General features: G+C 37.9%; 22 protein-coding genes. 8 read left to right on the forward strand and 14 right to left on the reverse strand.

The genetic code is table 11. From position 1 onward, the window contains the following. The first annotated feature begins 51 nt into the window (after positions 1–51). From ftsE to Bho11B_RS00685, 3 genes are read left to right on the forward strand one after another with little or no spacing between them, the layout of a single operon-like run. Positions 52–711 carry a cell division ATP-binding protein FtsE gene (gene ftsE / locus Bho11B_RS00675; RefSeq protein ID WP_035006504.1) on the forward strand — a complete coding sequence of 220 codons (660 nt, stop codon included), beginning with the start codon at positions 52–54 and terminating at the stop codon, positions 709–711. Continuing rightward, positions 704–1,678, forward strand: coding sequence for an ABC transporter permease (locus tag Bho11B_RS00680; RefSeq protein ID WP_078674023.1), 975 nt, complete (start codon positions 704–706; stop codon positions 1,676–1,678). The genes ftsE and Bho11B_RS00680 overlap by 8 nt, the downstream gene beginning before the upstream one ends. A gap of 4 nt (positions 1,679–1,682) precedes the next feature. Beyond that, complete coding sequence (locus Bho11B_RS00685) at positions 1,683–2,378, forward strand: YdcF family protein (RefSeq protein ID WP_078674024.1); 696 nt, start codon at positions 1,683–1,685, stop codon at positions 2,376–2,378. Positions 2,379–2,553: 175 nt separating this feature from the next. On the opposite strand, the gene Bho11B_RS00690 is transcribed toward Bho11B_RS00685, so the two are convergent. From Bho11B_RS00690 to Bho11B_RS00715, 6 genes are all read right to left on the reverse strand, one after another. Beyond that, complete coding sequence (locus Bho11B_RS00690) at positions 2,554–4,536, reverse strand: MacB family efflux pump subunit (protein ID WP_078674025.1); 1,983 nt, start codon at positions 4,534–4,536, stop codon at positions 2,554–2,556. A 3-nt stretch (positions 4,537–4,539) separates the two neighbouring features. Next, positions 4,540–5,760, reverse strand: a complete 1,221-nt coding sequence (locus Bho11B_RS00695) for an efflux RND transporter periplasmic adaptor subunit (RefSeq protein ID WP_371441555.1) — start codon at positions 5,758–5,760, stop codon at positions 4,540–4,542. Then, positions 5,760–7,244 carry an efflux transporter outer membrane subunit gene (locus Bho11B_RS00700; RefSeq protein ID WP_078674027.1) on the reverse strand — a complete coding sequence of 495 codons (1,485 nt, stop codon included), beginning with the start codon at positions 7,242–7,244 and terminating at the stop codon, positions 5,760–5,762. The genes Bho11B_RS00695 and Bho11B_RS00700 overlap by 1 nt, the downstream gene beginning before the upstream one ends. 53 nt (positions 7,245–7,297) lie before the next feature. Beyond that, on the reverse strand, positions 7,298–8,116 hold the full coding sequence (locus Bho11B_RS00705) for an exodeoxyribonuclease III (protein WP_078674028.1): 819 nt from the start codon (positions 8,114–8,116) through the stop codon (positions 7,298–7,300). Beyond that, entirely contained in the window at positions 8,116–8,748 is a 633-nt protein-coding gene (locus Bho11B_RS00710) for an outer-membrane lipoprotein carrier protein LolA (RefSeq protein ID WP_078674029.1), read from the reverse strand. The genes Bho11B_RS00705 and Bho11B_RS00710 overlap by 1 nt, the downstream gene beginning before the upstream one ends. Before the next feature lie 100 nt (positions 8,749–8,848). Beyond that, complete coding sequence (locus Bho11B_RS00715) at positions 8,849–11,266, reverse strand: DNA translocase FtsK (protein ID WP_078674030.1); 2,418 nt, start codon at positions 11,264–11,266, stop codon at positions 8,849–8,851. Positions 11,267–11,454: 188 nt separating this feature from the next. Between Bho11B_RS00715 and Bho11B_RS00720 the strand changes: the two genes are divergently transcribed. Next, entirely contained in the window at positions 11,455–12,699 is a 1,245-nt protein-coding gene (locus Bho11B_RS00720) for a ubiquinone biosynthesis hydroxylase (protein WP_051668857.1), read from the forward strand. A 216-nt stretch (positions 12,700–12,915) separates the two neighbouring features. Here Bho11B_RS00720 and Bho11B_RS00725 read toward each other — a convergent pair whose 3' ends face one another. The 7 genes from Bho11B_RS00725 to rimM all read right to left on the reverse strand — a co-directional run bounded on the left by Bho11B_RS00725 (position 12,916) and on the right by rimM (position 19,033). Next, positions 12,916–13,695 (reverse strand): succinate dehydrogenase iron-sulfur subunit, encoded by a 780-nt coding sequence (locus tag Bho11B_RS00725; RefSeq protein ID WP_035006496.1) that lies wholly within the window; start codon positions 13,693–13,695, stop codon positions 12,916–12,918. A 14-nt stretch (positions 13,696–13,709) separates the two neighbouring features. Beyond that, positions 13,710–15,554: a succinate dehydrogenase flavoprotein subunit gene (gene sdhA / locus Bho11B_RS00730; RefSeq protein ID WP_078674031.1), complete on the reverse strand. Its 1,845-nt coding sequence runs from the start codon at positions 15,552–15,554 to the stop codon at positions 13,710–13,712. 4 nt (positions 15,555–15,558) lie between these two features. Next, on the reverse strand, positions 15,559–15,945 hold the full coding sequence (gene sdhD / locus Bho11B_RS00735) for a succinate dehydrogenase, hydrophobic membrane anchor protein (protein WP_035006494.1): 387 nt from the start codon (positions 15,943–15,945) through the stop codon (positions 15,559–15,561). A 15-nt stretch (positions 15,946–15,960) separates the two neighbouring features. Beyond that, the gene (gene sdhC / locus Bho11B_RS00740; protein ID WP_035006763.1) at positions 15,961–16,362 is read right to left on the reverse strand and encodes a succinate dehydrogenase, cytochrome b556 subunit; all 402 of its coding nucleotides are present in this window, start codon (positions 16,360–16,362) and stop codon (positions 15,961–15,963) included. Positions 16,363–17,126: 764 nt separating this feature from the next. Then, positions 17,127–17,564: a 50S ribosomal protein L19 gene (rplS, locus tag Bho11B_RS00745; protein ID WP_035006493.1), complete on the reverse strand. Its 438-nt coding sequence runs from the start codon at positions 17,562–17,564 to the stop codon at positions 17,127–17,129. Between the two features lie 203 nt (positions 17,565–17,767). After that, positions 17,768–18,466: a tRNA (guanosine(37)-N1)-methyltransferase TrmD gene (gene trmD, locus Bho11B_RS00750; RefSeq protein ID WP_078674032.1), complete on the reverse strand. Its 699-nt coding sequence runs from the start codon at positions 18,464–18,466 to the stop codon at positions 17,768–17,770. 51 nt (positions 18,467–18,517) lie between these two features. Beyond that, positions 18,518–19,033, reverse strand: coding sequence for a ribosome maturation factor RimM (rimM, locus tag Bho11B_RS00755; protein ID WP_035006490.1), 516 nt, complete (start codon positions 19,031–19,033; stop codon positions 18,518–18,520). A 178-nt stretch (positions 19,034–19,211) separates the two neighbouring features. Between rimM and Bho11B_RS00760 the strand changes: the two genes are divergently transcribed. Together Bho11B_RS00760 and Bho11B_RS00765 are read left to right on the forward strand one after the other, a co-directional pair. Then, positions 19,212–20,030, forward strand: coding sequence for a SapC family protein (locus Bho11B_RS00760; protein ID WP_035006489.1), 819 nt, complete (start codon positions 19,212–19,214; stop codon positions 20,028–20,030). Between the two features lie 2 nt (positions 20,031–20,032). Beyond that, complete coding sequence (locus Bho11B_RS00765) at positions 20,033–20,998, forward strand: tyrosine recombinase XerC (protein WP_035006488.1); 966 nt, start codon at positions 20,033–20,035, stop codon at positions 20,996–20,998. Positions 20,999–21,023: 25 nt separating this feature from the next. On the opposite strand, the gene Bho11B_RS00770 is transcribed toward Bho11B_RS00765, so the two are convergent. Continuing rightward, positions 21,024–21,302, reverse strand: a complete 279-nt coding sequence (locus Bho11B_RS00770; RefSeq protein WP_035006487.1) for a BolA family transcriptional regulator — start codon at positions 21,300–21,302, stop codon at positions 21,024–21,026. Between the two features lie 130 nt (positions 21,303–21,432). On the opposite strand from Bho11B_RS00770, the gene Bho11B_RS00775 reads away from it, so the two are divergent. Together Bho11B_RS00775 and cobS are read left to right on the forward strand one after the other, a co-directional pair. Further along, positions 21,433–22,050 carry a J domain-containing protein gene (locus Bho11B_RS00775; RefSeq protein ID WP_035006486.1) on the forward strand — a complete coding sequence of 206 codons (618 nt, stop codon included), beginning with the start codon at positions 21,433–21,435 and terminating at the stop codon, positions 22,048–22,050. 189 nt (positions 22,051–22,239) lie between these two features. Further along, complete coding sequence (cobS, locus tag Bho11B_RS00780; RefSeq protein WP_035006761.1) at positions 22,240–23,226, forward strand: cobaltochelatase subunit CobS; 987 nt, start codon at positions 22,240–22,242, stop codon at positions 23,224–23,226. Position 23,227: the final 1 nt, after the last annotated feature.

Genomic DNA, 23,227 nt, shown 5'->3' on the forward strand with positions numbered 1-23,227 from the left:
AAGAGAGCATTGTCATCATATTCACTCCAAAAACAGAAGTGGTATTTAAAAGTGATTCGTTTTGAAAATGTTGGTTTGCGCTATGGAATGGGACCCGAAATCCTCCGGGATATTAGCTTTCACATTCCCGAAGGGTCGTTTCAATTTATAACCGGAGCTTCTGGATCAGGAAAAACATCGTTGATGCGTCTTATGTTTCTTGCAATCAAACCAAATCGTGGTCACATTGATTTATTTGGCAATGATACAGCATTACTTAAACGACGAGAGCTTCCTGCTCTACGACGACGTATTGGGGTTGTTTTTCAAGATTTTCGATTGCTTGATCATATGACAACTTATGAAAATGTTGCTCTGCCTTTACGCATCAAAGGACAAGAAGAAGCAACCTATCGCAGTGAAGTGGAAGATCTTTTGCGATGGGTTGGTCTTGGAAATTATATTCATGTTTTACCACCCGTCCTTTCAGGTGGAGAAAAACAAAGAGTAGCGATTGCACGTGCTCTTATTGATCAACCCGAAATTCTTCTCGCAGATGAGCCCACAGGAAACGTTGATCCATCTTTAGCATCGCGCTTACTTCGCTTATTTATTGAATTAAATCGTTTTGGCACAGCTGTCGTCATTGCTACCCACGATATCTCATTGATGGAGCAAGTTTCAGCGCGGCGTTTAATTCTTCACCAGGGACGGATGACAATTTATGAATAAATCTTCCTCCATTTTCTACATTCTAAAACGCATCTTTACAGCTGATAAAGGAAAAAGAACACCTCTTATTCCTAGTAATAATATCTCTGGGCAAGCATTAGTTGCAGTCATTGCTATTATGACATTTCTTTCAAGCTTAACATTAATCAGCGTTGATTTAATACAACGCGCTGCCAATAACTGGAGCAGTCAAATAAGCTATGAAGCAACGATTCAAATCCGTCCAATTGAAAATATTGATATTGAAAAATCTCTCCATGATGCTGTTAAATTAGTGAAAACATTTCAAGGTGTACAAAACGCCAAAATTATTGATCAAAGAGCCACTGAACAATTACTCGAACCATGGCTTGGAACAGGTATATCCCTCAAAGAATTTCCCATTCCCCGACTTATCATTGTCACTTTGAAAGAAAATGAAAAAATTGATTTTCAAGCAATCAGTCACGCTATTAAAACACAAATTCCAGGTGGTCAATTCGATGATCACCGCTTTTGGATGAATCGATTTAGCACTATGACACAAACAACTGTTTTTATTGGTTTTGCAATTCTAGCTCTCATTCTTGGCTCATTAATCCTTACAATTATTTTCGCTACATGTAACGCGCTAGCAGAAAATGCACATATCATTAATGTCTTATATTTTCTGGGTACTGAAACCGTCTTCATTGCCCAACAGTTTGATTGGCATTTTTTTAAAACTGCATTCCGCGGTGCATTATATGGCGGTGTGATCAGTATACTACTCTTTAATGTTTTTCTTTTTTGGACAAATTACAATTTAGGTTTAGAAAAAACGCGTCAAATTATCGCTTTATTTGGGCACTTTTCCATTAGTTTGACCACCTATGGAAAAATTTTCATTCTTATTCTTTGTATTGCTATCATCACAGCGCTTACCAATCGAATTACGATTCTCGCACAACTTAAAAAAATCGATCAATGCGACAACGGCTTATTTTAATTTTATGACCCACAATACTCCTGATCCCAATTTTTCGCATAACAATTTTGCCCATGATAGACCGCAAAATTCTCTTCTTAAATACAGAATAGATGTTACGAGAAAACGTAAACGATTTTTTTACTATTTGCCACCAACAGCATTCTTTATTTTGATCATCATTCTCATTTTTTGTTTTACTTTTGTTGCCTTTACTGAAAAAGTTGGGCAGCTTACTCCTCCACAGCCTTTACCGAAAGCTGATGCTATTATTGTCCTTACAGGAGGAAAAAACAGAATAGAAACAGGATTAAAGCTTTTACAAAAAAAGCTTGGTTCGCGACTCTTAATCAGCGGAGTGAACACAACAACACATCCCAACAGACTAATCCGTATCATGAACATCAATCCTCGACTCTTTTCCTGTTGTGTTGACATTGATCATCAAGCAGTCAACACTCAAGGAAACGCTAAAGAAAGTGCTCATTGGATCAAAAAGCATCGCTATAAAACACTTTATATCGTTACTCACGATTATCATATGATCCGTTCTTTACTTGAGTTTAAATATTTAATGCCTGACGTCAATTTTATTGCCTATCCGATAAAACAAAATGTTGCGGATAACTGGATAAAACAAGCCAATCAAATACGTCTTCTTGCCCTTGAATATATCAAAAGCATCAGTGTAAAAATAAGAATCATATTGTCTTCTTTGTAAAAAAATTTTCAACTGTCTTTTCACTTTAGACAATCAATCCTTTTTTCATATTTCCCTGCATCATAGATATTTTTAACTCTTAACATTCCAAAAACAACTCAACAATCTTATAAACAAGACCATCCTTTGCTCTTACAATTACGAAAAGAGTCATCATCCTCTTGAATGAAGTTTCTCAATCCCGTGCAAGAGCAACGACAGGATCAAGCCGTGAAGCTTTTCGTGCAGGAAAAAAACCAAAGCCTACCCCAATAAAGGCTGCAAAGAGAACAGCTATTATGATTGAACGAACAGTATAAATCAATTGTATAGGAGAATTTCCCAACATAAATATCCCCCCAATAGCAAGTCCAAAGAGAACCCCTAAACTTCCACCAATCAGACAAACCAAAATTGATTCAATTAAAAATTGTTGCAAAATATCACTCTGACGTGCACCAATCGCCATACGTACCCCAATTTCATTAATCCGCTCAGAAACAGTAACAAGCATAATATTCATGACTCCAATTCCGCCCACAATGAGTGAAATTGCTGCAATTGAAGTCACTAAAAGCGTTAAAATATCTGTACTATTCACAATTTTTTTGCGAAACTCTTCCGAATTTTTAATAAAAAAATCTTCTTGCCCATGCCGCATAATTAACAAACGCCGAATCATAGTTTCTGCTAAATGTGAATCAACGTTATCAGCAATTTTAAGAATAATAGCACGAACATCTGTTCTACCAAGAAAGCGCATTTGTACTGCCGTATAAGGCAAATAAATCTGTATTGTATCTGAAACACCGCTATTGTTTTGTGAATCCACAACACCAATGATACGAGCTGGCACATTCCCCACACGTATAATTTTTCCAATAGGATTTTCTTGACTATGGGGAAAAAGAACAGAAAGCGCCTCTTTTTCTATGATCAAATCAACAGCCCGATCACGCACACTTGATTGATCAAATAACCTTCCTTGAATGACTTTCAGCCCCTGTATTTCAAAAAATTGTTCTCCTACACCAACAACAATAGCCTTTGTTTCAATTGCATTATAATACACCATCGAGCTTACCGAAATCTGAGACGTAACACCAGCAACATAAGGCAATTCAGACAGTGCTTCTGCATCTGCCTCTACTAAACTGGTTATTTTTCCCGATTGTGGATCAGAAAAGCTTTTACCTGGCATAATTGTCAAAGTATTGGTCCCGAAACTCTTTAAATTTTCAAGAATCTTTTTCTGGGTACCATTTCCCAAAGCAATCATCGCAACAACTGAAGAAATACCGATAATCATCCCAAGCATTGTTAAAAAAGTCCGCATTCGATGGGCATTCATGGCCAATAAAGCCATAACAAACGCTTCACCAAAACGTCCCATAAAAGCGCGGAAAATTCCCAACTGTTGAGTACTTTTGAAATCACCTTCTTTTTGAAAAGAGTGTTCCTTATTAGGTGTTTTGTTAATTTTTGAAACAGTATCAGAAATAATCTCCCCATCACTGATCTCAATAATACGATCTGCCCTTTCGGCGACCTGCATATCATGCGTTACAATGATAATAGTCCGTCCCTCTTGATGAAGCTCATCTAAAATATGCAAAACTTCTTGACCACTTTTTTTGTCTAAAGCACCGGTTGGTTCATCTGCAAGAATAATATCAGCATCATTCATTAAAGCACGAGCAATTGAAACACGTTGCTGCTGCCCTCCTGAGAGCTGATTGGGATAATGGCCCATCCGATCACGCATTCCTAAACGTGTTAAAAGGCTCTGTGCACGTTGTTTTCTTATTTCTGCTGAACATCCTGCATAAATAGCCGGAATTTCAACATTTCCAAGAGCCGTTAATTCTTTGAGCAAATGATAACGCTGGAAAATAAAACCAAAATGATTGCGTCGCAAAGCTGATAAATCATCTGCTGAAAGCAAAGCCGTATCTTTACCAGCAATCCAATAGCGCCCTGAACTTTGTCGATCCAGACAGCCTAAGATATTCATGAGCGTAGATTTTCCTGAACCTGATGCTCCTACAATTGCAACCATCTCGCCACGCTTAATGGTTAAATTAATGTTTTTTAAAACACGGATCAATGTCTCACCTGCACGAAATTCGCGGACGACATCTTCCAAGACAAGAACAGTATCCTTCGATTCTGTTATCATGTTTTAAGCCCTATTTTCACTCTGTAAATTAGAAGATACGAGCAACCCATCTCGTGCACCAACCACCACCACATCCCCCTCATTAAGCCCAGAAACAATCTCAGCCATCACTTTATTATTGAGTCCGACTGTTACTTGTTTTGTAATCACTTTATCGCGACCAACCAAAAGCTGCACCCATGCTTTACGCTCTTTTGTCTCATTGCGCAAAGCATCACTTGGAACCAACAAGACATTTCGAGCACGCCCTAATATAATATGCACTTGAGCGGTCATATAAGTGCGCAAAAAACGATCTTTATTGTTAACATGCACAAGCCCATTATAATAGATAGCTGATGACGCTAAAGAGCTCGATCCCGACATGTTAGGATTAATACTAATATCGCTACGAATATCTTCAGGAGCAGGTTCTATTGTCTCTAATGATCCCTCATAACGACGTTTTGCGTCTCCTAAAATGGTGAAATAAAGATCTTGTCCTGCATGAACTTTTAAAATATCCGCTTCTGAAATTTGCGCCTTAATTGTCATTTTCGTCAAATCTCCTAAAATAACAATTGTCGGTGCTGACTGAGTTGCATTAATATTTTGTCCTTCTTCGACAACGGTTGCTAAAACTGTTCCTGAAGAAGGCGCTGTTATCTTCGTATAGCTTAAATTCACTTCTGCACTTCTCACATCAATTTGTGCTTGCACAATCTGTTCCTGAAGTTGAGCAATTTGAGCTTCACGTATTTTGACTTGCGTGACTGCATCATCAAAATTAGCACGTGAAACTGCTCGTGCTTCAATCAGTTTATTTTGACGCTCTAAATTTTGTTTTGCCAAAGTGAGATAAGCTTCATGCTCTTTTAAACTCGCATAATAATAGGACAAGACTGCTTTTTTTCTTTTCAGATCATTTTCCTGATCCGTAGGGTCAATCTCTGCTATAAGATCTCCTTCTTCTACAAAATCTCCTGATGAAACACGGACAGAAACCACACGCCCTGTTGCACGCGCACCAATAGCCACCAATCGATAAGGACGCACAATTCCAGAAGCTAAAACCGTTTCTTCAATATCACCACGCGTAACCACTGCTGTCATATAATTTGGTGTATTTTTACTCCCAAATAAAACAAAGAGCATCTTAAAGGCAAAGATGATAATAACCACACTGCAAAATAAAAAAAGCTTTTTGCGTTTTATGGTTGCATATTTTTCCATAAGATATTTCATCATTGTTTCGCCCTCACATGTGAACTGGTAATCTTATCAACGACCTCTGGACGAGATACATCAACGACACCATTCCATCCTCCTCCTAATGCCTTCATCAATACGATATAATGCTTTGCCAAAGTGATAGAGCTATCACTCAATGACATTTGCGAAGAATAGTAGGAACGATAAGCATTGAGTAACTCGAGAAAGCTGGTATTACCACTTTCAAAAAGGTCTTGCGAAAGCTTCAATGAATGTGAATAAGCTGCATTTGCAGCCAATAACTTTTTTAAACGCTGTTGTTCTTTGTACAATCGCACCAATGCATTCTCTACTTCTTCTAAAGCTCCTAACACTGCCGCTCGATAAGCAATAAAAGCTTGATCACGCTGAGCACGCGCTACAGCAATCGAGGCAACCACTTGTCCTCCATTAAAAAAAGGAAAGCGAATATTTGGTCCAAAGGACCAACCAATCGTCGAACCTTTTGCTAATTGACCCACGGATTCTGCTGTTGTAGAAATATTACCTGTTAAGCTTAATGAAGGGTAACGTTCTGCTTCGCGTTGACCAATTCGCGCTGTCGCTTGAGCATATTGACGCTCAGCACGTCGTAAATCTGGACGTGTCAACAAAATATCAGCAGGAATTCCCACAGAGATTGGCCATTTTGGTTTTGGAATCTGTTTCTTTTTAGCGCTTTTTTGCAAAAAATCCTGTAATGCTATAGGCACACGCCCAGTTAAAACAGAAAGACGATGAATACTCATCGATAAATTCACTTCCATCTGTAAAATATCGGCCTCTGTATTGATCATTTGTGCTCGTGCATTTGAATTATCCAGCTCTGAGATGTCCCCAGCTTTCAATTTAGCCTCTATTAATTGCGCTGTTTTTCGCTGCAACGCAGCAATAGAGCGCGCAATCGACAGTTTTTGTTGCCAACCACGCATTTCAACATAATTCGTTGCGATATCTCCTAAAAGAGTAACCATTGTAGCCCGCAGATCCTCTACCGCCGCATCAAGGCCATAACGTGCTGCTTCAACTGCTCTTTTATGTCCCCCAAACAGATCAAGCTCCCAACTTGCATCAAAACCACCACGATATTGACTCAAAGAAGTATCAGACTGACTAGAACCATGAGTGCCGACAATGGAACTTGAAATACTTGGCGAAAGATGTCCAATCGATTGCCCTAAACTAGCCCGCGCTTCACGAACCCGCGCTTTCGCAACCGCAATACTATTATTTGCAGCGATTGCATCATGAATCAACGCATCTAAAATCGGATCATTAAAATTTCGCCACCAACCCGCAAGTGTAGCGGAATGTTCAAGAGTTTGTACAGAAGAATGTTGCCCCCAAATTGCTGGAACAGAAAAAGATGTTTTACGATAATCGGGGCCAACAACACACCCTGGCAGAACAAAAAAAAACAGACAAAAAGGATGCAAAAACCCTTTTGATAGAATCTGTTTTAAATGACTGATCCTCATCCATTCCTCTGCATTCTTCGAGAATTAATCCATTCCTTTTCTTCATTCAATGCTTATTTTAAATTGCCTGAAAAATCAAATAAAGTTTGTACTGGGACATGATCTGAAGGCTGAGGCCATCCCCGTGTATCACGAAAAATTGCAAGTTCTTTAACGAAAGGCACTAAATTTGGTGAAGACCAAATATGGTCAAGCCGTCGACCGCGATCAGAAAGTGCCCAATCACGTGCACGATAACTCCACCAGGTATAAAGTTTAGTAGGAATTGGAAATTTCATCCGCATCAAATCAACCCATCCACCTTCACAACATAAAGCTTGTAAACGCTCTGTCTCAATCGGCGTATGGCTAACAACCTTCAATAATTGCTTATGAGACCAAACATCCTCTGGCAAAGGAGCAATATTAAGATCACCTAACAAAAGAGACTCTAAACCATCTCCCTGATCCGCACGGATAGAAGACATTTCTTCTAAAAAATCGAGTTTATGACGAAATTTTTCATTTTTGTTTACATCAGGTTCATCACCACCAGCAGGAACATAAAAATTATGAATCCGAATTTTTCTCCCATGAAGTTCAATAACAACTGAAAGGTGACGACGATCTTCTTTTTGACAAAAGAAACGCCTTTCAACACTAATAAAAGGCAAACGAGAAATAATCGCCACGCCATGATAAGATTTTTGACCACTCAATGCGATATGCTGATAACCTGCTGCTTCAAAAAATTGACGTGGAAATAAATCATCTGGACATTTTATTTCTTGTAAGCATAACATATCTACAGAAAAAATATCTAAATACTGAAGAACCTGGGAAAGGCGCAAACGAATAGAATTAATATTCCAAGTAGCAATATGAAAAAGCATTAATTGTTATTCCGACTTTGTAGCGTCACAGTATTTTTATGGGGAATGACGAACATATCATCAGAAAATCTAACGTTTGTACGCACATTCATGATTTTAACAGTTGTTTCTAAATTTTGTTGATCAAGAATTGCCCATTGTCGCAACGCATAACTTTGAGAATCAAAGATCATCTTTATTTGCCCTTTTCCAATTGTTTTATCCCGTAAAACAATCATGATTGTTGTCGGATCCTCTCGAAATGCTAACAAATTTTCTGACGATAAATGAATCACATTCCCTAATAAAAATTTCATTGGTGTTTGAGACAACTGGTAAAAGCTCCATGTATTTAAAGCCCGATTGTTAACCCCTACAGATTTACCATCTGAAATAACCTGCAATGGCACGCCTTTGTAACTAAAACGAATTTTCCCTGGACGCTCTAAATAAAATGTTCCTTTTGTCATTTTTCCCTTTGGATTAAATTGAATAAAATCCCCTGTCATCACTTTGATCGCCGCAAAATGATTAATAATATTCTGAGCCCGAGCAAACTGCTTTGCTGACTGCGAAAAAGCAGGACTACTCAACAGAAAAAATAACAAAATAAGACTAAACGTTCTTCTTAACGTAAAAAAATACACCCTCATACATCATGCTCCTCATGTGCTCACCATACATACTCTATTGATTTTTATATAAGCAATAGATGATAAGAACTTTCTAAAAATATGTTTTAAAAAACTTTATTTAAAAGGGTTCTTCTGAAGCAGGCACCAAAATTTCTCGTTTTCCTGCATGGTTAGCTGGGCTAATAATTCCTTCTTCTTCCATCCTCTCAATTAATGAAGCAGCACGATTATAGCCAATACCCAAACGGCGCTGAATATAAGAAGTTGAAGCTTTACGATCACGCAGAACCACCATCACAGCCTTTCTATAAGGCTCATCTTCTAAGGAAGAAACAGATGAAACACCACTTTCACGATCTGCAACTTCTTGTGTAATAGTCTCCAAATAATCAGGCATTGCTTGGTCTTTCAGGTGCGCAACAACCTGTTCAACTTCATCATCTGCAACAAAAGCTCCATGAATACGTTGAATACGTCCTCCTCCCATCATGAACAGCATATCCCCTTGCCCTAATAATTGTTCAGCTCCTTGTTCCCCCAAAATTGTCCGACTATCAATTTTTGAACTTACAGCAAAAGAAATGCGTGTAGGAAAATTTGCTTTAATTGTTCCTGTAATAACATCGACTGAAGGACGTTGTGTTGCCATAATAACATGAATACCAGCAGCACGTGCCATTTGCGCTAAACGTTGAACAGCGCCTTCAATCTCCTTACCAGCAACCATCATGAGATCTGCCATTTCATCAATAATAACAACAATATAAGGTAAAGGATTTAAATCGAGGGTCTCTGTTTCATATAAGGGCTCACCGGTCTTATGATCAAATCCAACTTGAACCGTCCGTGTTAATACTTCACCCTGTTTTTTTGCTTCTTTTAAGCGAGCATTAAATCCATCAATATTGCGAACATTGACTTTTGACATTTTGCTGTAGCGCTCTTCCATTTCACGAACAGCCCATTTAAGAGCAATGACTGCTTTTTTAGGATCTGTCACCACGGGCGTCAATAAATGAGGAATGCCGTCATAAATCGAAAGCTCGAGCATTTTAGGATCAACCATGATTAAGCGACATTGTTCAGGTGTTAAACGATAAAGAAGAGACAAAATCATTGTATTAATAGCAACAGATTTACCTGATCCTGTCGTGCCTGCCACTAAAAGATGAGGCATCTTCGTTAAATCTGCAACAATTGTTTCACCGCCTATGGTTTTACCCAAAGCAAGCCCTAATTTTGCTTCAGTCCCAAAAAATTCCCGCGCCTGTAAAATTTCTCGCAAATAGACTATTTCACGAGATGCATTGGGTAATTCTATTCCAATAACATTCCGTCCTGGAACAACAGCAACACGCGCTGAAATAGAACGCATAGAGCGAGCAATATCATCTGCTAGCCCAATAATACGAGAAGATTTAATACCAGCAGCCGGCTCAAATTCATACAAGGTTACAACTGGACCAGGACGTGCATCAATAATTTCTCCCTTAACCCCAAAATCTAATAAAATATTTTTCAGTTCCTGAGAATTGGCTCTTAAAGTAGCAGGGGAAAGACGCATATTTTTTACTGCTGATGAAGGAATAGCAAGATAATCTAGCCGTGGAAGAGTAAAACGATATTTTGAACGCGCTTTTGAAGTCTTTACCACGAAGTTATCAGAAGCAGAAAGAGCTGTATTTTGGAAATCCTGAAATTCTGTTTTTTCATCAAAAAAAACCGGCTCAATTCGATCAAATGAATTTTCTATTTTTCTAAACCACCTCATAAACGAAAAAAAACGCTCAAAACGGGCTTGTAAAAAATAAAGAAAATGCAAAACTGCTCCAAAAGCTGTAGAGAAGAAACCACTATGGAGTTCATTATGAGAATATTCTTCATTTTCTAATGTCTCAAAAACTGGATCCACACGAACTGATTCGCTTTCACTTGTATCGGTCTGACGTCGCCACACTACATTGCCAGCAAAAGTAGCCACTACAAAACTGGCAAATGCCAAAGCAATACCCCACAACACACTCTCTATAGATGAAGAAAAAGAAAATAAAAAAGAAATAACATTTAAAATCTTATCTCCCCAAACTCCTCCAAAACCAATCGGCAATGGCCAATTTGTAAAAGATGCAAAAGGGGTCATTAAAGCAAATGCAGTTGTAAACGAAATTATTGAAACCAACCATAAAAAAAGACGAAACAGAAAATTATGAATTCTTTTTTGTGCAAGTAACAAAAGTGACCAAAAGAATGGAGGCAACAAAATACCAAGACTTGCCAAACCAAAAAGTTGCATAGCAAGATCTGAAAAAACTGCACCAGGCCATCCCATAAGATTTGTGATCTCATTAGAACTAGCATAAGTCAATGATGGATCTACAAAATTCCATGTTGCTAAAGCTAAGATACAAAAAATCAAAAGCCCTAGAAGACCAAACCCAATCAAAACCCCTATTTGTTGCAAAAACATTTCAATAAAATGCGAATTTTGATATTCTGGTTTTTTTGGCAAATCATAAAGAGAGGAACCCCGATGCATTCATCAATCCCGAACGTAAGATTCTTAAAGCAAGAATTATATCTAAAATTTGTAACATAAAAAATATTAATACAGTTTTAACCAATATAATAACAACAATTTCTCTTTAAGACTGCACAAAAAATGATAATAAGATCAATATCCATATCATTTAAGATGAAATAACTGCCAAAAGTGAAAGAAACAACGTGACTTCTTACACCGATCAAACAATAAAACAATGTGACCTTCTTATTGCAGGCGGTGGAGTTGTTGGCTTGACTCTTGCTGTAGCTCTCAAACAGGCTGCCCCTGAACTGAAAATAAATGTTGTGGATGCCACTTCCCAAAGCAGCACATCTCCCAAAAATACACAAGCATTTGCTCTTTCTGCCGCTTCTATTCGTATGCTTGAACAACTACAGTGCTGGAAACATATCAAACCTTACGCTCAACCTATCCATTCAATAACCATCACTGACGCACGTCTCAATGATCCAATCAAACCAATTTTTTTAACCTTTGAAAGAGATATAACACCCAAAGAACCCTTTGCAAGTATGGTTGAAAATAAAAGGCTCATCAGTGCATTAAAAAAACGTGCAAAAGATTTGCATATCTCTTTTATCGAAAAAACCACTGTCGTTCATTTTCATCAAGAGAAGCAACATACAACCGTTACCTTAAGTAATAAAGAAACTTGGCAAACAAAATTGCTGGTTGCAGCGAATGGAGCACACTCTATATTACGAGAAAAAGCCGATCTTAAAAGCTTTGCTCATTTTTATCCACAAACAGCAATCACATGCATTATCGAACATGAAAAAGCCCATCATGGCCGAGCAATTCAACATTTCTTCCCTGCTGGACCTTTTGCTCTCCTGCCTCTCAAAGGCAACCGATTAGCTATCGTATGGAATGAAAAACATCACACCGCCCAATCTTATCTTAAAGCAGACGCTTTAATTTTTGAAGCAGAGATAGAAAAACGTATTGGTCATCAATTTGGAAAACTTTCTTGGAATGGTGAACGCCAAGCATTTCCCCTCGTTCTTTCCTTAACAAATCAATGCATCAAACCTCGTTTTGCTCTCATAGGAGATGCCGCCCACACAGTCCACCCTATTGCAGGACAAGGCCTTAATCTAGGACTCCGTGATAGTGCCGCTTTAGCTGAAGTCATCATCGAAACAGCACGATTGGGCCTCGATATCGGATCAATGACAGCTCTCGAACGCTATCAAAGTTGGCGACGTTTTGAAACTGTACGAATGTCTCTTAGTAATGACTGGCTCAACAGACTTTTTTCGAATGATATCTTACTCCTACGCCTCTTTCGCGATGTTGGCCTTGGACTTATTAATCAAATGCCAAAAATAAAAAAATATCTTATGCAAGAAGCTTCTGGACTCACCTCCAACGCACCACGCCTTCTCCGTGGACTTCCACTCTAACAACGAAAATAAACGCCTTCAATCTCCTGTATATCAACAACAAATAAGGAGTGATATAATAACACTCTCCTGCAAGCAACTATAACCACTCTGCAAAAAGTAAACATACAGAAAAGACTTTATACTTAAGCCGCGTCTACTTCATTTACCTTCAAAATACACATATACGAACCGGCAATGAGTCTGTACTTATTTTCTATTTTAGCTGGTAAATTTTCAAAGACGTCGTTCAACCATAAGCTTTTTAATTTCAGCAATCGCCTTAGCTGGATTTAAACCTTTCGGACAAGTTTGCGCACAATTCATAATCGTGTGGCACCGATAAAGCCGAAAAGGATCTTCTAAATTATCAAGGCGCTCACCGCTCATTTCATCACGAGAATCAACAATCCAGCGATAAGCCTGGAGTAAAACAGCAGGCCCCAAATAACGATCACCATTCCACCAATAACTTGGGCACGACGTTTGACAGCATGCACAAAGGATACACTCATAAAGACCATCAATTTTCTGACGATCAGAATAGCTTTGTAACCATTCTTTTGCAGGCTTAGGAGAAACAGTTTTCAGCCAAGGCTCAATAGCGCGATGTTGCGCATAAAAACGCTTTAAATCAGGAACCAAATCTTTTACAATAGGCATAGAAGGAAGTGGATACACTTTAATTGGATGTTTTACATCATCCATTCCTTTAGTACAAGCCAATGTATTGGTGCCATCAATATTCATCGCACATGAACCACAAATGCCCTCACGGCATGACCGACGAAGTGTTAAAGTTGGATCAATATGATTTTTAATAAATAAAAGCCCATCAAGAATCATCGGGCCACACAGTGAACGATCCACGTAATAAGTATCAAGATGCGGATTCTTCTCATCATCAGGTGACCAACGATAAATATGAAATTCTGTTAAATGCGTAGCACCTTCAGGTTTAGGCCAAACTTTTCCAGCTTTAACTTGAGAATTTTTGGGAAGCCTAATTTGTACCATAACTCACTTTCCCCTTAATAAACACGCTTTTTAGGCATAATACGCTTTAAATCTATACCACCATCCTCTTCAAACGTTAATGGATCAACATGAACAGGACGATACGATAATGTCACCTTTCCATCTTGAGACAGATGCGAAAGTGTATGACGACGCCAATTTTTATCATCACGCTCTGGATAATCTTCTCGTGCATGAGCACCACGACTTTCCAAACGAGCAGCTGCAGAATAAACAGTCGTAATTGCATTCGCCATCAAATTTTCAAGCTCTAATGTTTCTACCAAATCAGAATTCCAAATAAGTGAGCGATCTGTTACTTTAAGGTCAGAAAGTTCATCCCAAATTTTACTGATCCGTTGACATCCTTGTTCTAAAGAATCTGCTGTACGGAATACCGCAGCATCCTCTTGCATCGCACGCTGCATTTTTTCACGCAGCATAGCTGTTGGAACCTGCCCTTGAGCAAAACGTAAACGGTCAAAACGTGCCATAATTGCATCAACTGCGGCTTCATTAAGCGCTGGGATTTCTGCATCGCGATCTATGACTTCTCCTGCACGAATTGCAGCAGCACGTCCAAAAACGACTAAATCAATCAATGAATTTGATCCCAAACGATTAGCCCCATGAACAGATGCACATCCTGCCTCACCCACAGCCATCAAACCTGGTTGAACACGATCAGGAGAATCAAGGGTTGGATTTAAAACTTCTCCATAATAATTGGTAGGAATACCACCCATATTATAATGAACTGTTGGCAAAACAGGAATTGGCTCTTTGGTCAAATCAACCCCTGCAAAAATTCGAGCTGATTCAGAAATCCCGGGTAAACGCTCATGCAATATAGCTGGATCGATATGATTAAGGACTAAATGAATATGATCTTTTTTCGCACCAACACCACGCCCTTCCCGAATTTCAAGTGTGATACAACGTGAAACCAAATCGCGCGACGCCAAATCCTTAAAAGATGGTGCATAACGTTCCATAAAGCGCTCACCTTCAGAATTCACTAAATAGCCACCTTCACCACGTGCACCTTCTGTAATTAAGCAACCAGAACCATAAATCCCCGTAGGATGAAATTGAACAAATTCCATATCCTGAAGCGGTAACCCAGCCCGAGCAATCATCCCGCCACCATCACCTGTACATGTATGCGCTGATGTTGCTGAAAAATAAGCCCGCCCATAACCGCCAGTGGCAAGAACAACCATCTTCGCAGAAAAACGATGAATTGTACCATCATCAAGATTCCAAGCGACAACACCTGTACACACACCATCTGTCATGATCAAATCAAGGGCAAAATATTCAACAAAAAACTGTGCATTATGCTTAAGGCTTTGCCCATAAAGCGTATGCAAAATTGCATGTCCAGTACGATCAGCTGCAGCACAAGTACGTTGAACTGGTGGGCCTTCACCAAACTCTGTGGTATGACCACCAAAAGGACGTTGATAAATTTTCCCTTCTTGTGTACGCGAAAAAGGAACCCCATAATGTTCTAATTCATAAACAGCTGCCGGTGCATTTCGCACTAAATATTCCATAGCATCGGTATCGCCAAGCCAATCAGATCCTTTCACCGTATCATATAAATGCCATTGCCAATTATCAGGCCCCATATTCGACAAGGATGCCGCAATGCCGCCTTGCGCTGCAACTGTATGTGATCGCGTTGGAAAAACTTTTGTAATACATGCTGTTCTTAATCCTTGCTCAGCCATACCAAGGGTCGCACGTAAACCAGCTCCCCCAGCACCAACAACCACAACATCAAATTTATGATCGACATAGTTATAGGCAGCACGCCCCACTCTAGCACCTAGAGATGATATTGCTCTCACCATATTTTCAAGCCCCTAATGCGATTTTCAAAAGAGCAAACATCATTATACTGCCCAGAATAAAACAAAATAAAATATTCAATACAAAAAAGAATATTCGCATACCTTCATGTGGAATATAATCTTCAATAACGACCTGCATCCCCAATTTCATGTAATAAAGACTTGAAAAAATCATCAACCCCATCCAAACTGTAACCATAGGATGGGAAAGTCTCGCATGAACAACACTGTAATCTTTTCCCACGCATGACATAACGAGAATAATAAAAAGTGTCCAAAGAAGCACATTAGCAAAACTGACCAGATTCTCTAACCAAAAATGCTCTGTTCCTGTATGCGCACTGCCGAAGCCACGTACTTTTCCAAGTTCTGTTCGCAAATCTTTTTTCATTTTTTCTACCCCTGACTAAACAACGCCGTACCCAATGACCCAAAGTGCAATCGTGACAATAAGAGAAATAAAAACTGTAGCCCAAGCAGTTGAGGTCGCTTTTTCTTTTGCTAAATAACGAGGATTCAGATTCCAAACAATATGGCGAACACATCCAACGATATGATGAACTCCAGCTAATGTATAAAAAAACAAAAAACAAAGCCCAGGAAAAGATCCATAAATCTTGTTAACCATTTTAAATGTATCAGCACCACAAGCAATTGAAACTAACCAAAGAGCCAAAAAACACATTCCAAAATAAAGCACTATACCAGTAATACGATGTGCTATCGAAATTGCCATAGTAATTGACCAGCGATAAACGCTTAAGTGAGGAGAACGAGGGCGATCTTTTGTTGTGGTTGTCTCTATCATAAAACATCCTGACCTGGCTTTCACTGCAACCTTATCATTACGAGAAAATCCACGCAAAGTGATTCAGTGCACAATCATTTCAACTTGTTCAGTCCTAAGGGACTAACATTACAGGCCGGTTATTAAAATGACGGATTAAAGGTCGCGCATAAAAAAACCGATTTGTTATATAGCCATAGACCATAAAACTTCCTCTGTTTAGTACAATTTTATCTTCACGTCAAAGGTTTAACATTATTTCTTAAATATAAACATATTTTTTACATATCTTTCACTCTACTTTTCCTTAAGATCAGCGGATCTATTCTATAATGATTATGATTGTGACTCTTTATAAAAAAGATAGTGTTAATTTTTTAAGTTTTATGACAAATCAGCCGTTCTTTATAATTCAATCTTGAACATTTACACCTCTACCAACTTCATTGCGTGAAAACTTATAAGATCCTTCACTTACTATATGCATCATACACTCTTCTAAAGAGCTTAAGTTTAAATAACCGTCGCCGAAAATATCAAAATTTTTCCTATCCTAAGATACTCTCTCATCAAAAATTCTATTCTCACAAAATATATTCTTCTGTAAATGTTCTTTATTTATGAGAAAAATTAATAATAAAAAACAAAAGAGACATTAAAAATTTTATTATAATTCTTTTAAAAATGGATATTTTATTCCTTTTTTGTTTTAATTATTACAATAAAAAAGCAGCCTTAAAGCTGCATTTTTTAATAAATCTCATTCATATAATTTATTGAGTAATTCATTCTGAGACATTTGTAACATTGTCTACAACAGCGCTCTCTTCTGTTTCTTTTGCACTTTTTGCATCTTTTTTATGGTACTCTCTCTTTTCAGCAATACGTGCTGCTTTTCCTCTGAGACCACGTAGGTAGTAAAGCTTCGCACGACGAACTTTACCCCGACGAACAAGCTCAACCCCTTCAATTAGAGGGGAATAAACTGGAAACACACGCTCAACCCCTTCGCCATAAGAAATTTTACGGACTGTAAAAGTTTCATTTACACCACCCCCTGAACGAGCGATACAAATCCCTTCATAGGCCTGAATACGCGTTCGTGTACCTTCTGTCACACGAACCATCACACGCACTGTATCACCAACCTGAAATACAGGCAGTTGACGTTTTGCTTCAATTTTTGCGCACTGTTCAGCCTCAAGCTGTGCTATAATGTTCATCTTTTTATCCTTCGCGTTCTTTTCGAACAGTTAGAGCGCTTAAAACTCTCACCAAAAAAATTTTAAATACTCTTTAGGCTACGTTGAATATAGAAAGCGAATAAACCATCTTTTAATTTTGGGATACACACTTAAAATTTAGAATATACAGAAAATTTCTTTGAAGAAAACTACGCTAACAGTATATTATTTTTTGAGATGAATCAAGCTTTCTGATGTTTTTTCTTATAAAGAGCATAAAGATCAGGTCGACGTTGATGCGTGAGCAATTCAGCTTGTTCTCGCCGCCAATTAGCAATAGCTTTATGATGACCCGATGTTAAAACCGATGGAATGCTTCGTCCTTCAAAAACAAGAGGGCGTGTATATTGTGGATATTCAAGTAAACCATTTTCAAAACTTTCACACTCTACAGAAATCTTATTCCCTATCACACCGGGTAAAAGCCGTATAATTGCATCCAACACAACAAGGGAAGCAACTTCTCCTCCTGAAAGAATATAATCACCAATAGAAATTTCTTTTAATTGCCGTGCTTCAATGATACGCTCATCCACCCCCTCAAAACGCCCACAAATCAGTGTCACCCCTGACCCAACTGCTAAAGAACGTGCATAAGCTTGATCAAAAGATTGCCCACGTGGACTGAGTAATAATCTTGGTGTATCCAATGGACAACTATCAATTGCCGCTGCTAATACATCAGCACGCATGACCATACCTGCACCACCACCAGCTGGTGTATCATCAACACTATGGTGTTTATCTAAAGTAAAATCTCGAATTTGCACTGTTTCCAGCGACCATATTCCTTGCTTTAAAGCCCGTCCTGCTAAAGAATATCCTAAAATTCCTGGAAACATTTCAGGATAAAGTGTTAAAATACGCGCATGAAATCCCATATTGATAACTCTTCATCCCTTCATTTAATTTACGCACATTACTTATGCATATTACTCTTGATCATGAAACAAACCAGCAGCTATTGGATCCACAATAAGAAAACCAGAAGCAACACAAATTTCGGGGACAGCAGCTTTGCTAAAGGAAATAAGAACCTTTTTACCAGAAACCAACTGTATTTCAATTAAATCACCAGCGCCAAAATTAAAGAAACCACTTACCTTACCTAGAAATTGTTTGGCACAATTATAAACACAAAGGCCAATCAAATCTATTTGATAAAATTCATCTTCATCCAAATCATCAGCCAATTGATTTCTTTCAACATAAAGTTTGATTCCCCTTAAAGATTCTGCAGCACTCCGTTCTTCTATTCCTTTAAAATGTATAATTGCATTATTCTTTTGCATACGAAAGCTAACAACTTCATAAGAACGTTCTGTTTCATCATAAAAAACACTATAGCTCTTTAAACTCTCAGGGTTAGAACTCAATACTTTAACAACAACATCCCCCTTAATTCCATGCGCCGCACCAATAATGGCAAGATATACTTTCTTTTTCATACTTTTTCCATTACACTTCCTATAATTAAATTTTTTTATTTAAAAAAGAAAGAATCATTATAAACTTAAAGTACTTAATTCATCCTGTAACTCGCATTCGATATTGTTGCCACATAAAATCTTCTAAAAAGGCTCATTTTGGTAACAAAATAGAAATTAATCATAAGGAGAAAATATTATGGCAAATGTCATGCTCTTTTACAAAAATGTGACTCCACTGAACAAAATCACTCATAAAAATCTTAAATTCAGCCCATTAAACGATATGTCTTTTGCACAGGATACCCATTGGATTCCTTTAGCCAGTGCTGAATATTTTCAAGCCGCTATAGATTATCCCATCCTATTTATGAGTGCGGAAGATGAGCAGAAAAAACGCCATTATACGTCCGTTGCACTCGTAGGCCTTTCTAATAACGATAATGATTACATTACTTCTGATAAACAGTGGAAAAAAGATACTTATATTCCTGCTTTTGTCCGTCGCTATCCTTTTGTTCTTGCAAAAATGCAAAATGAAAAAGAATTTTCTGTTTGCTTTGATCAACAATCAGGTATGTTTAATGAAGTTTCAGGGAAAGATCTTTTCAATTCAGATGGATCTATTTCGCCCTTTATGGAAGAATGTATTAATTTTCTTGAAAGTTTTAAAATCAGTATGGAAAAAACCGCTGAATTTATCGAGACCCTTGTAGAAATGGACCTTTTATGTCAAAAATCAATCAATGTGAAAAATGACAGAGGTGTATCAGCGCAATTAGAAGATTTCTGGATGGTTGATGAAGAAAAATTCAATAAATTATTTGCTCATCAACTTGCTAAATTGCATAAAAATGGTTTTCTTGGATGGATTTTTGCGCATCTTATGTCAATGAATAACCTTTTAAAGATTCTTTCTGTAAAAAGTGAAAATCAACTCACTCATGAAGAGTTAAAAAAACAAAACAGTCAAGAAAATGAAACAAAAACTAAGAAAAAGAAAAGCGCTCTTAACTAAAAATGCTCTTCGAATATGACAGTATAAATGAAAAAATTCCTCTAGTTCCAGCTGATCATACCCTCCTCATTGCGAGAAAGAATTGGCTGGATCATCTCACACAAACACGTCGAATGGCTCTTCATACGGCCGTTGCTTATGAGCGTGATACAAGGCAGTTTTTATTTTTTCTTTGTCAACATTTAGGATATCAACCAACTCTCGACGATCTTGCTGATTTGCGTGTAGCTGATTTGCGTGCTTATTTAGCTTATCGTCGAACACAAAACATAAGTGCTCGCTCCTTAAGCCGAAACATGGCAAGTTTACGCTCTTTTTTTAACTATTTATCCCGGGAAAAACTTGTTAATGTTCCTGCCGCAAAACTTGTACGAACACCAAAACATCCAAAATCATTACCAAAACCTTTGACCATAGAATCAGCACTCCGTATAGTCAAAGAAGAAAATCAACAAGAAACTGAACCCTGGATTATTGCTCGTAATACCGCTATTTTGATTCTTCTTTATGGTTGTGGAATGCGGATATCAGAAGCCTTAGCACTCACTCCAGAGCAATTTGCTGATCCCAGTATAAAAAGCTTATCTGTCAATGGAAAAGGAGGAAAAACACGTCTTATCCCACTGATTCCAATTGTCCATAAAGCGATAGAGAATTACCTAAAATGCTGTCCTTATCCTTTAGTAAACACTCAGCCAATATTCCTTGGTGTCCGGGGAAAACCTTTACAACCCGCTATTATTCAACGAACTGTCCAAAACCTACGAGCGCGTCTTGGCTTACCAGAAACAACCACACCACACGCATTACGCCATTCTTTTGCTACCCATCTTTTATCACGGGGAGGAGATTTGCGCACTATCCAAGAACTTCTCGGCCATGCCTGCCTATCCACAACACAAATCTATACCCATATTGATACAAATCATTTATTAGAAATCTATCAAAAAGCACATCCCCGTGCCTAAAAACTTTTGAATTGAGAAAAACATGTTAAACACTTTCAATCTCAAGCGCTAAAGCATGAATGTTTGTTGCCAACTCTTGCTCCAAAACTTTATAAATAGCCCGATGTATTTCTACCCGTTTCATACCAGAAAAAGAAGAAGAAAGCATTTTCACACGGAAATGTGTTTCCCCCTTACCATCAAAAGCATGTTCTTCGTGAGGATGACCTACATGAAGATGGCTTTCATTAATTATTTCAAGCTTTTGCGGCAAAAAAGCATCACGCAGTTTTGTTTCAATTGTTGTATAAACCGTACAAGACATTTTTTTTCCTTCACAAAAACGGATATTGTAACTAATTTTTTAAGACAATATTTAATAAAATTAAATGTGGAAAGAAATTTTTTACAAGTCAATTCTTATCAAAAAGATCGATCTTGCATAAGGCAAAAATATGACAACAACATCTAAATTATTCGACTCAATTCGTATTAGCTCAAACAAAAAAAAACAGAGTCAATTACAAATACAACAATGCCAATGGGAAGGGTGCGAAAAAGCAGGATCGCACAAAGCACCAGCAGGACGCAATCACGAAGGTCAATATCTCTATTTTTGTATTGAACACATCCGTGCTTATAATAAAAATTTTAATTATTTCTCAGGTCTCAGCGATGAAGACATTGCGAAGTTTCAAAAAGATGCTCTTACAGGGCATCGTCCAACATGGTCTGCAGGTAATAATAGCACGGTTAAAAAAACAGCTTCCGATTACGCAAAAATTCGATCTGGAACCGCTGCTTACCAAAATCGTGTGCGTAATCCATTTAAACTTTTTACCCAACGACACTCAAAGACTACGGATACACGAAAACTAAAACCTTTGGAAGCTAAAGCTTTTGATACTTTGGGCTTACAAGAAAATGCTTCAGCCGAAGATATCAAAACAAAATATAAGGAGCTTGTTAAAAAACATCACCCTGATGCTAATGGTGGGAATCGTTCTTCAGAAGAACGCTTTCGTAACGTGCTCCATGCCTATAATTTACTGAAAAAATCTGGTAGATGTTAAAATCTATATTCAAATACTCCATTCTATTGTTCAATGATTAAACATTTAAGATTTTTGAAAAACGATCATGCAACACAGCATCTCCTTCACAGCCAATCTCTTTTGCCATTAGAGCATTTGCATAAGTGGTCCATGTTCTATAGTGTTTGACAACAAAATAATAAACAGCGGATATCTTCCTCAAAAATGATGACAAAAACAAATCTTACAGTCTCAAATATGCCTGACACAACAGTCTGGGCAAAGGATGTATTCAATATTGATACTGAAATGAAAGTGCCTGCTTTTAGCACAAAAAGCTCTCATGTTCCTGATTTAGATCCCGATTATCTTTTTGATCAACAAACAACTTTAGCACTTTTAGCAGGTTTTGCTTTTAACCGACGTGTTATGATATCTGGCTATCATGGTACAGGAAAATCAACGCATATTGAACAAGTTGCTGCACGTCTTAATTGGCCTTGTATTCGAATTAATCTTGATGGACATATTAGTCGCATTGACTTAATCGGAAAAGATGCCATTGTCTTGAAAGATGGCTTGCAAATCACCGAATTTAAAGATGGTATTCTGCCATGGGCTTATCAAAATAATATTGCCCTTATTTTCGATGAATATGACGCAGGACGGCCAGATGTTATGTTTGTCATCCAGCGAGTACTTGAATCCTCTGGGCGCCTCAGTTTGCTTGATCAAAACCGTGTTATTACTCCTCATCCAGCATTTCGACTTTTTGCAACAGCAAATACTATTGGTCTTGGCGATACAACGGGACTGTATCATGGCACCCAACAAATCAATCAAGCGCAAATGGATCGTTGGTCAATTGTAACAATATTAAATTATTTACCCCACGATAAAGAAGTTGATATCATTTGTTCGAAAGTCAAACATTTCCAAACCACTGAGGGTAAAAAAACCATCTCACAAATGGTACATGTTGCTGATATGGTGCGCAAAGCTTTCATGAATGGAGATATTTCTACAGTTATGAGCCCGCGTACCGTTATAACTTGGGCAGAAAATACCACAATTTTTCAAAATATTGGTTTTGCTTTCCGTTTAACTTTTCTCAATAAATGTGATGAACTTGAACGAACAACTGTTGCAGAATTTTACCAACGTGCCTTTGGAAATGAGCTTCCTGAATCACTGATTCATCATGTCTTGCCTTAAG

The organism is Bartonella sp. 11B, from assembly GCF_002022625.1.
In the GTDB taxonomy this organism is placed as follows: Bacteria; Pseudomonadota; Alphaproteobacteria; order Rhizobiales; family Rhizobiaceae; genus Bartonella; species Bartonella rochalimae.

What these genes read in the sequence shown, in the direction of transcription:
- rimM (WP_035006490.1), bottom strand. Translation starts at nt 19,033, where the DNA reads ATGAAAAAGAAAGTATATCTTGCCATTATTGGTGCGGCGCATGGAATT.
- Bho11B_RS00765 (WP_035006488.1), top strand. Translation starts at nt 20,033, where the DNA reads ATGCTCTTCGAATATGACAGTATAAATGAAAAAATTCCTCTAGTTCCA.
- Bho11B_RS00715 (WP_078674030.1), bottom strand. Translation starts at nt 11,266, where the DNA reads ATGCATCGGGGTTCCTCTCTTTATGATTTGCCAAAAAAACCAGAATAT.
- Bho11B_RS00700 (WP_078674027.1), bottom strand. Translation starts at nt 7,244, where the DNA reads ATGAGGATCAGTCATTTAAAACAGATTCTATCAAAAGGGTTTTTGCAT.
- Bho11B_RS00695 (WP_371441555.1), bottom strand. Translation starts at nt 5,760, where the DNA reads ATGAAATATCTTATGGAAAAATATGCAACCATAAAACGCAAAAAGCTT.
- sdhA (WP_078674031.1), bottom strand. Translation starts at nt 15,554, where the DNA reads ATGGTGAGAGCAATATCATCTCTAGGTGCTAGAGTGGGGCGTGCTGCC.
- sdhD (WP_035006494.1), bottom strand. Translation starts at nt 15,945, where the DNA reads ATGAAAAAAGATTTGCGAACAGAACTTGGAAAAGTACGTGGCTTCGGC.
- Bho11B_RS00685 (WP_078674024.1), top strand. Translation starts at nt 1,683, where the DNA reads ATGACCCACAATACTCCTGATCCCAATTTTTCGCATAACAATTTTGCC.
- Bho11B_RS00775 (WP_035006486.1), top strand. Translation starts at nt 21,433, where the DNA reads ATGACAACAACATCTAAATTATTCGACTCAATTCGTATTAGCTCAAAC.
- Bho11B_RS00710 (WP_078674029.1), bottom strand. Translation starts at nt 8,748, where the DNA reads ATGAGGGTGTATTTTTTTACGTTAAGAAGAACGTTTAGTCTTATTTTG.
- cobS (WP_035006761.1), top strand. Translation starts at nt 22,240, where the DNA reads ATGACAAAAACAAATCTTACAGTCTCAAATATGCCTGACACAACAGTC.
- Bho11B_RS00690 (WP_078674025.1), bottom strand. Translation starts at nt 4,536, where the DNA reads ATGATAACAGAATCGAAGGATACTGTTCTTGTCTTGGAAGATGTCGTC.
- Bho11B_RS00680 (WP_078674023.1), top strand. Translation starts at nt 704, where the DNA reads ATGAATAAATCTTCCTCCATTTTCTACATTCTAAAACGCATCTTTACA.
- Bho11B_RS00770 (WP_035006487.1), bottom strand. Translation starts at nt 21,302, where the DNA reads ATGTCTTGTACGGTTTATACAACAATTGAAACAAAACTGCGTGATGCT.
- rplS (WP_035006493.1), bottom strand. Translation starts at nt 17,564, where the DNA reads ATGAACATTATAGCACAGCTTGAGGCTGAACAGTGCGCAAAAATTGAA.
- Bho11B_RS00705 (WP_078674028.1), bottom strand. Translation starts at nt 8,116, where the DNA reads ATGCTTTTTCATATTGCTACTTGGAATATTAATTCTATTCGTTTGCGC.
- Bho11B_RS00760 (WP_035006489.1), top strand. Translation starts at nt 19,212, where the DNA reads ATGGCAAATGTCATGCTCTTTTACAAAAATGTGACTCCACTGAACAAA.
- sdhC (WP_035006763.1), bottom strand. Translation starts at nt 16,362, where the DNA reads ATGATAGAGACAACCACAACAAAAGATCGCCCTCGTTCTCCTCACTTA.
- trmD (WP_078674032.1), bottom strand. Translation starts at nt 18,466, where the DNA reads ATGGGATTTCATGCGCGTATTTTAACACTTTATCCTGAAATGTTTCCA.
- Bho11B_RS00725 (WP_035006496.1), bottom strand. Translation starts at nt 13,695, where the DNA reads ATGGTACAAATTAGGCTTCCCAAAAATTCTCAAGTTAAAGCTGGAAAA.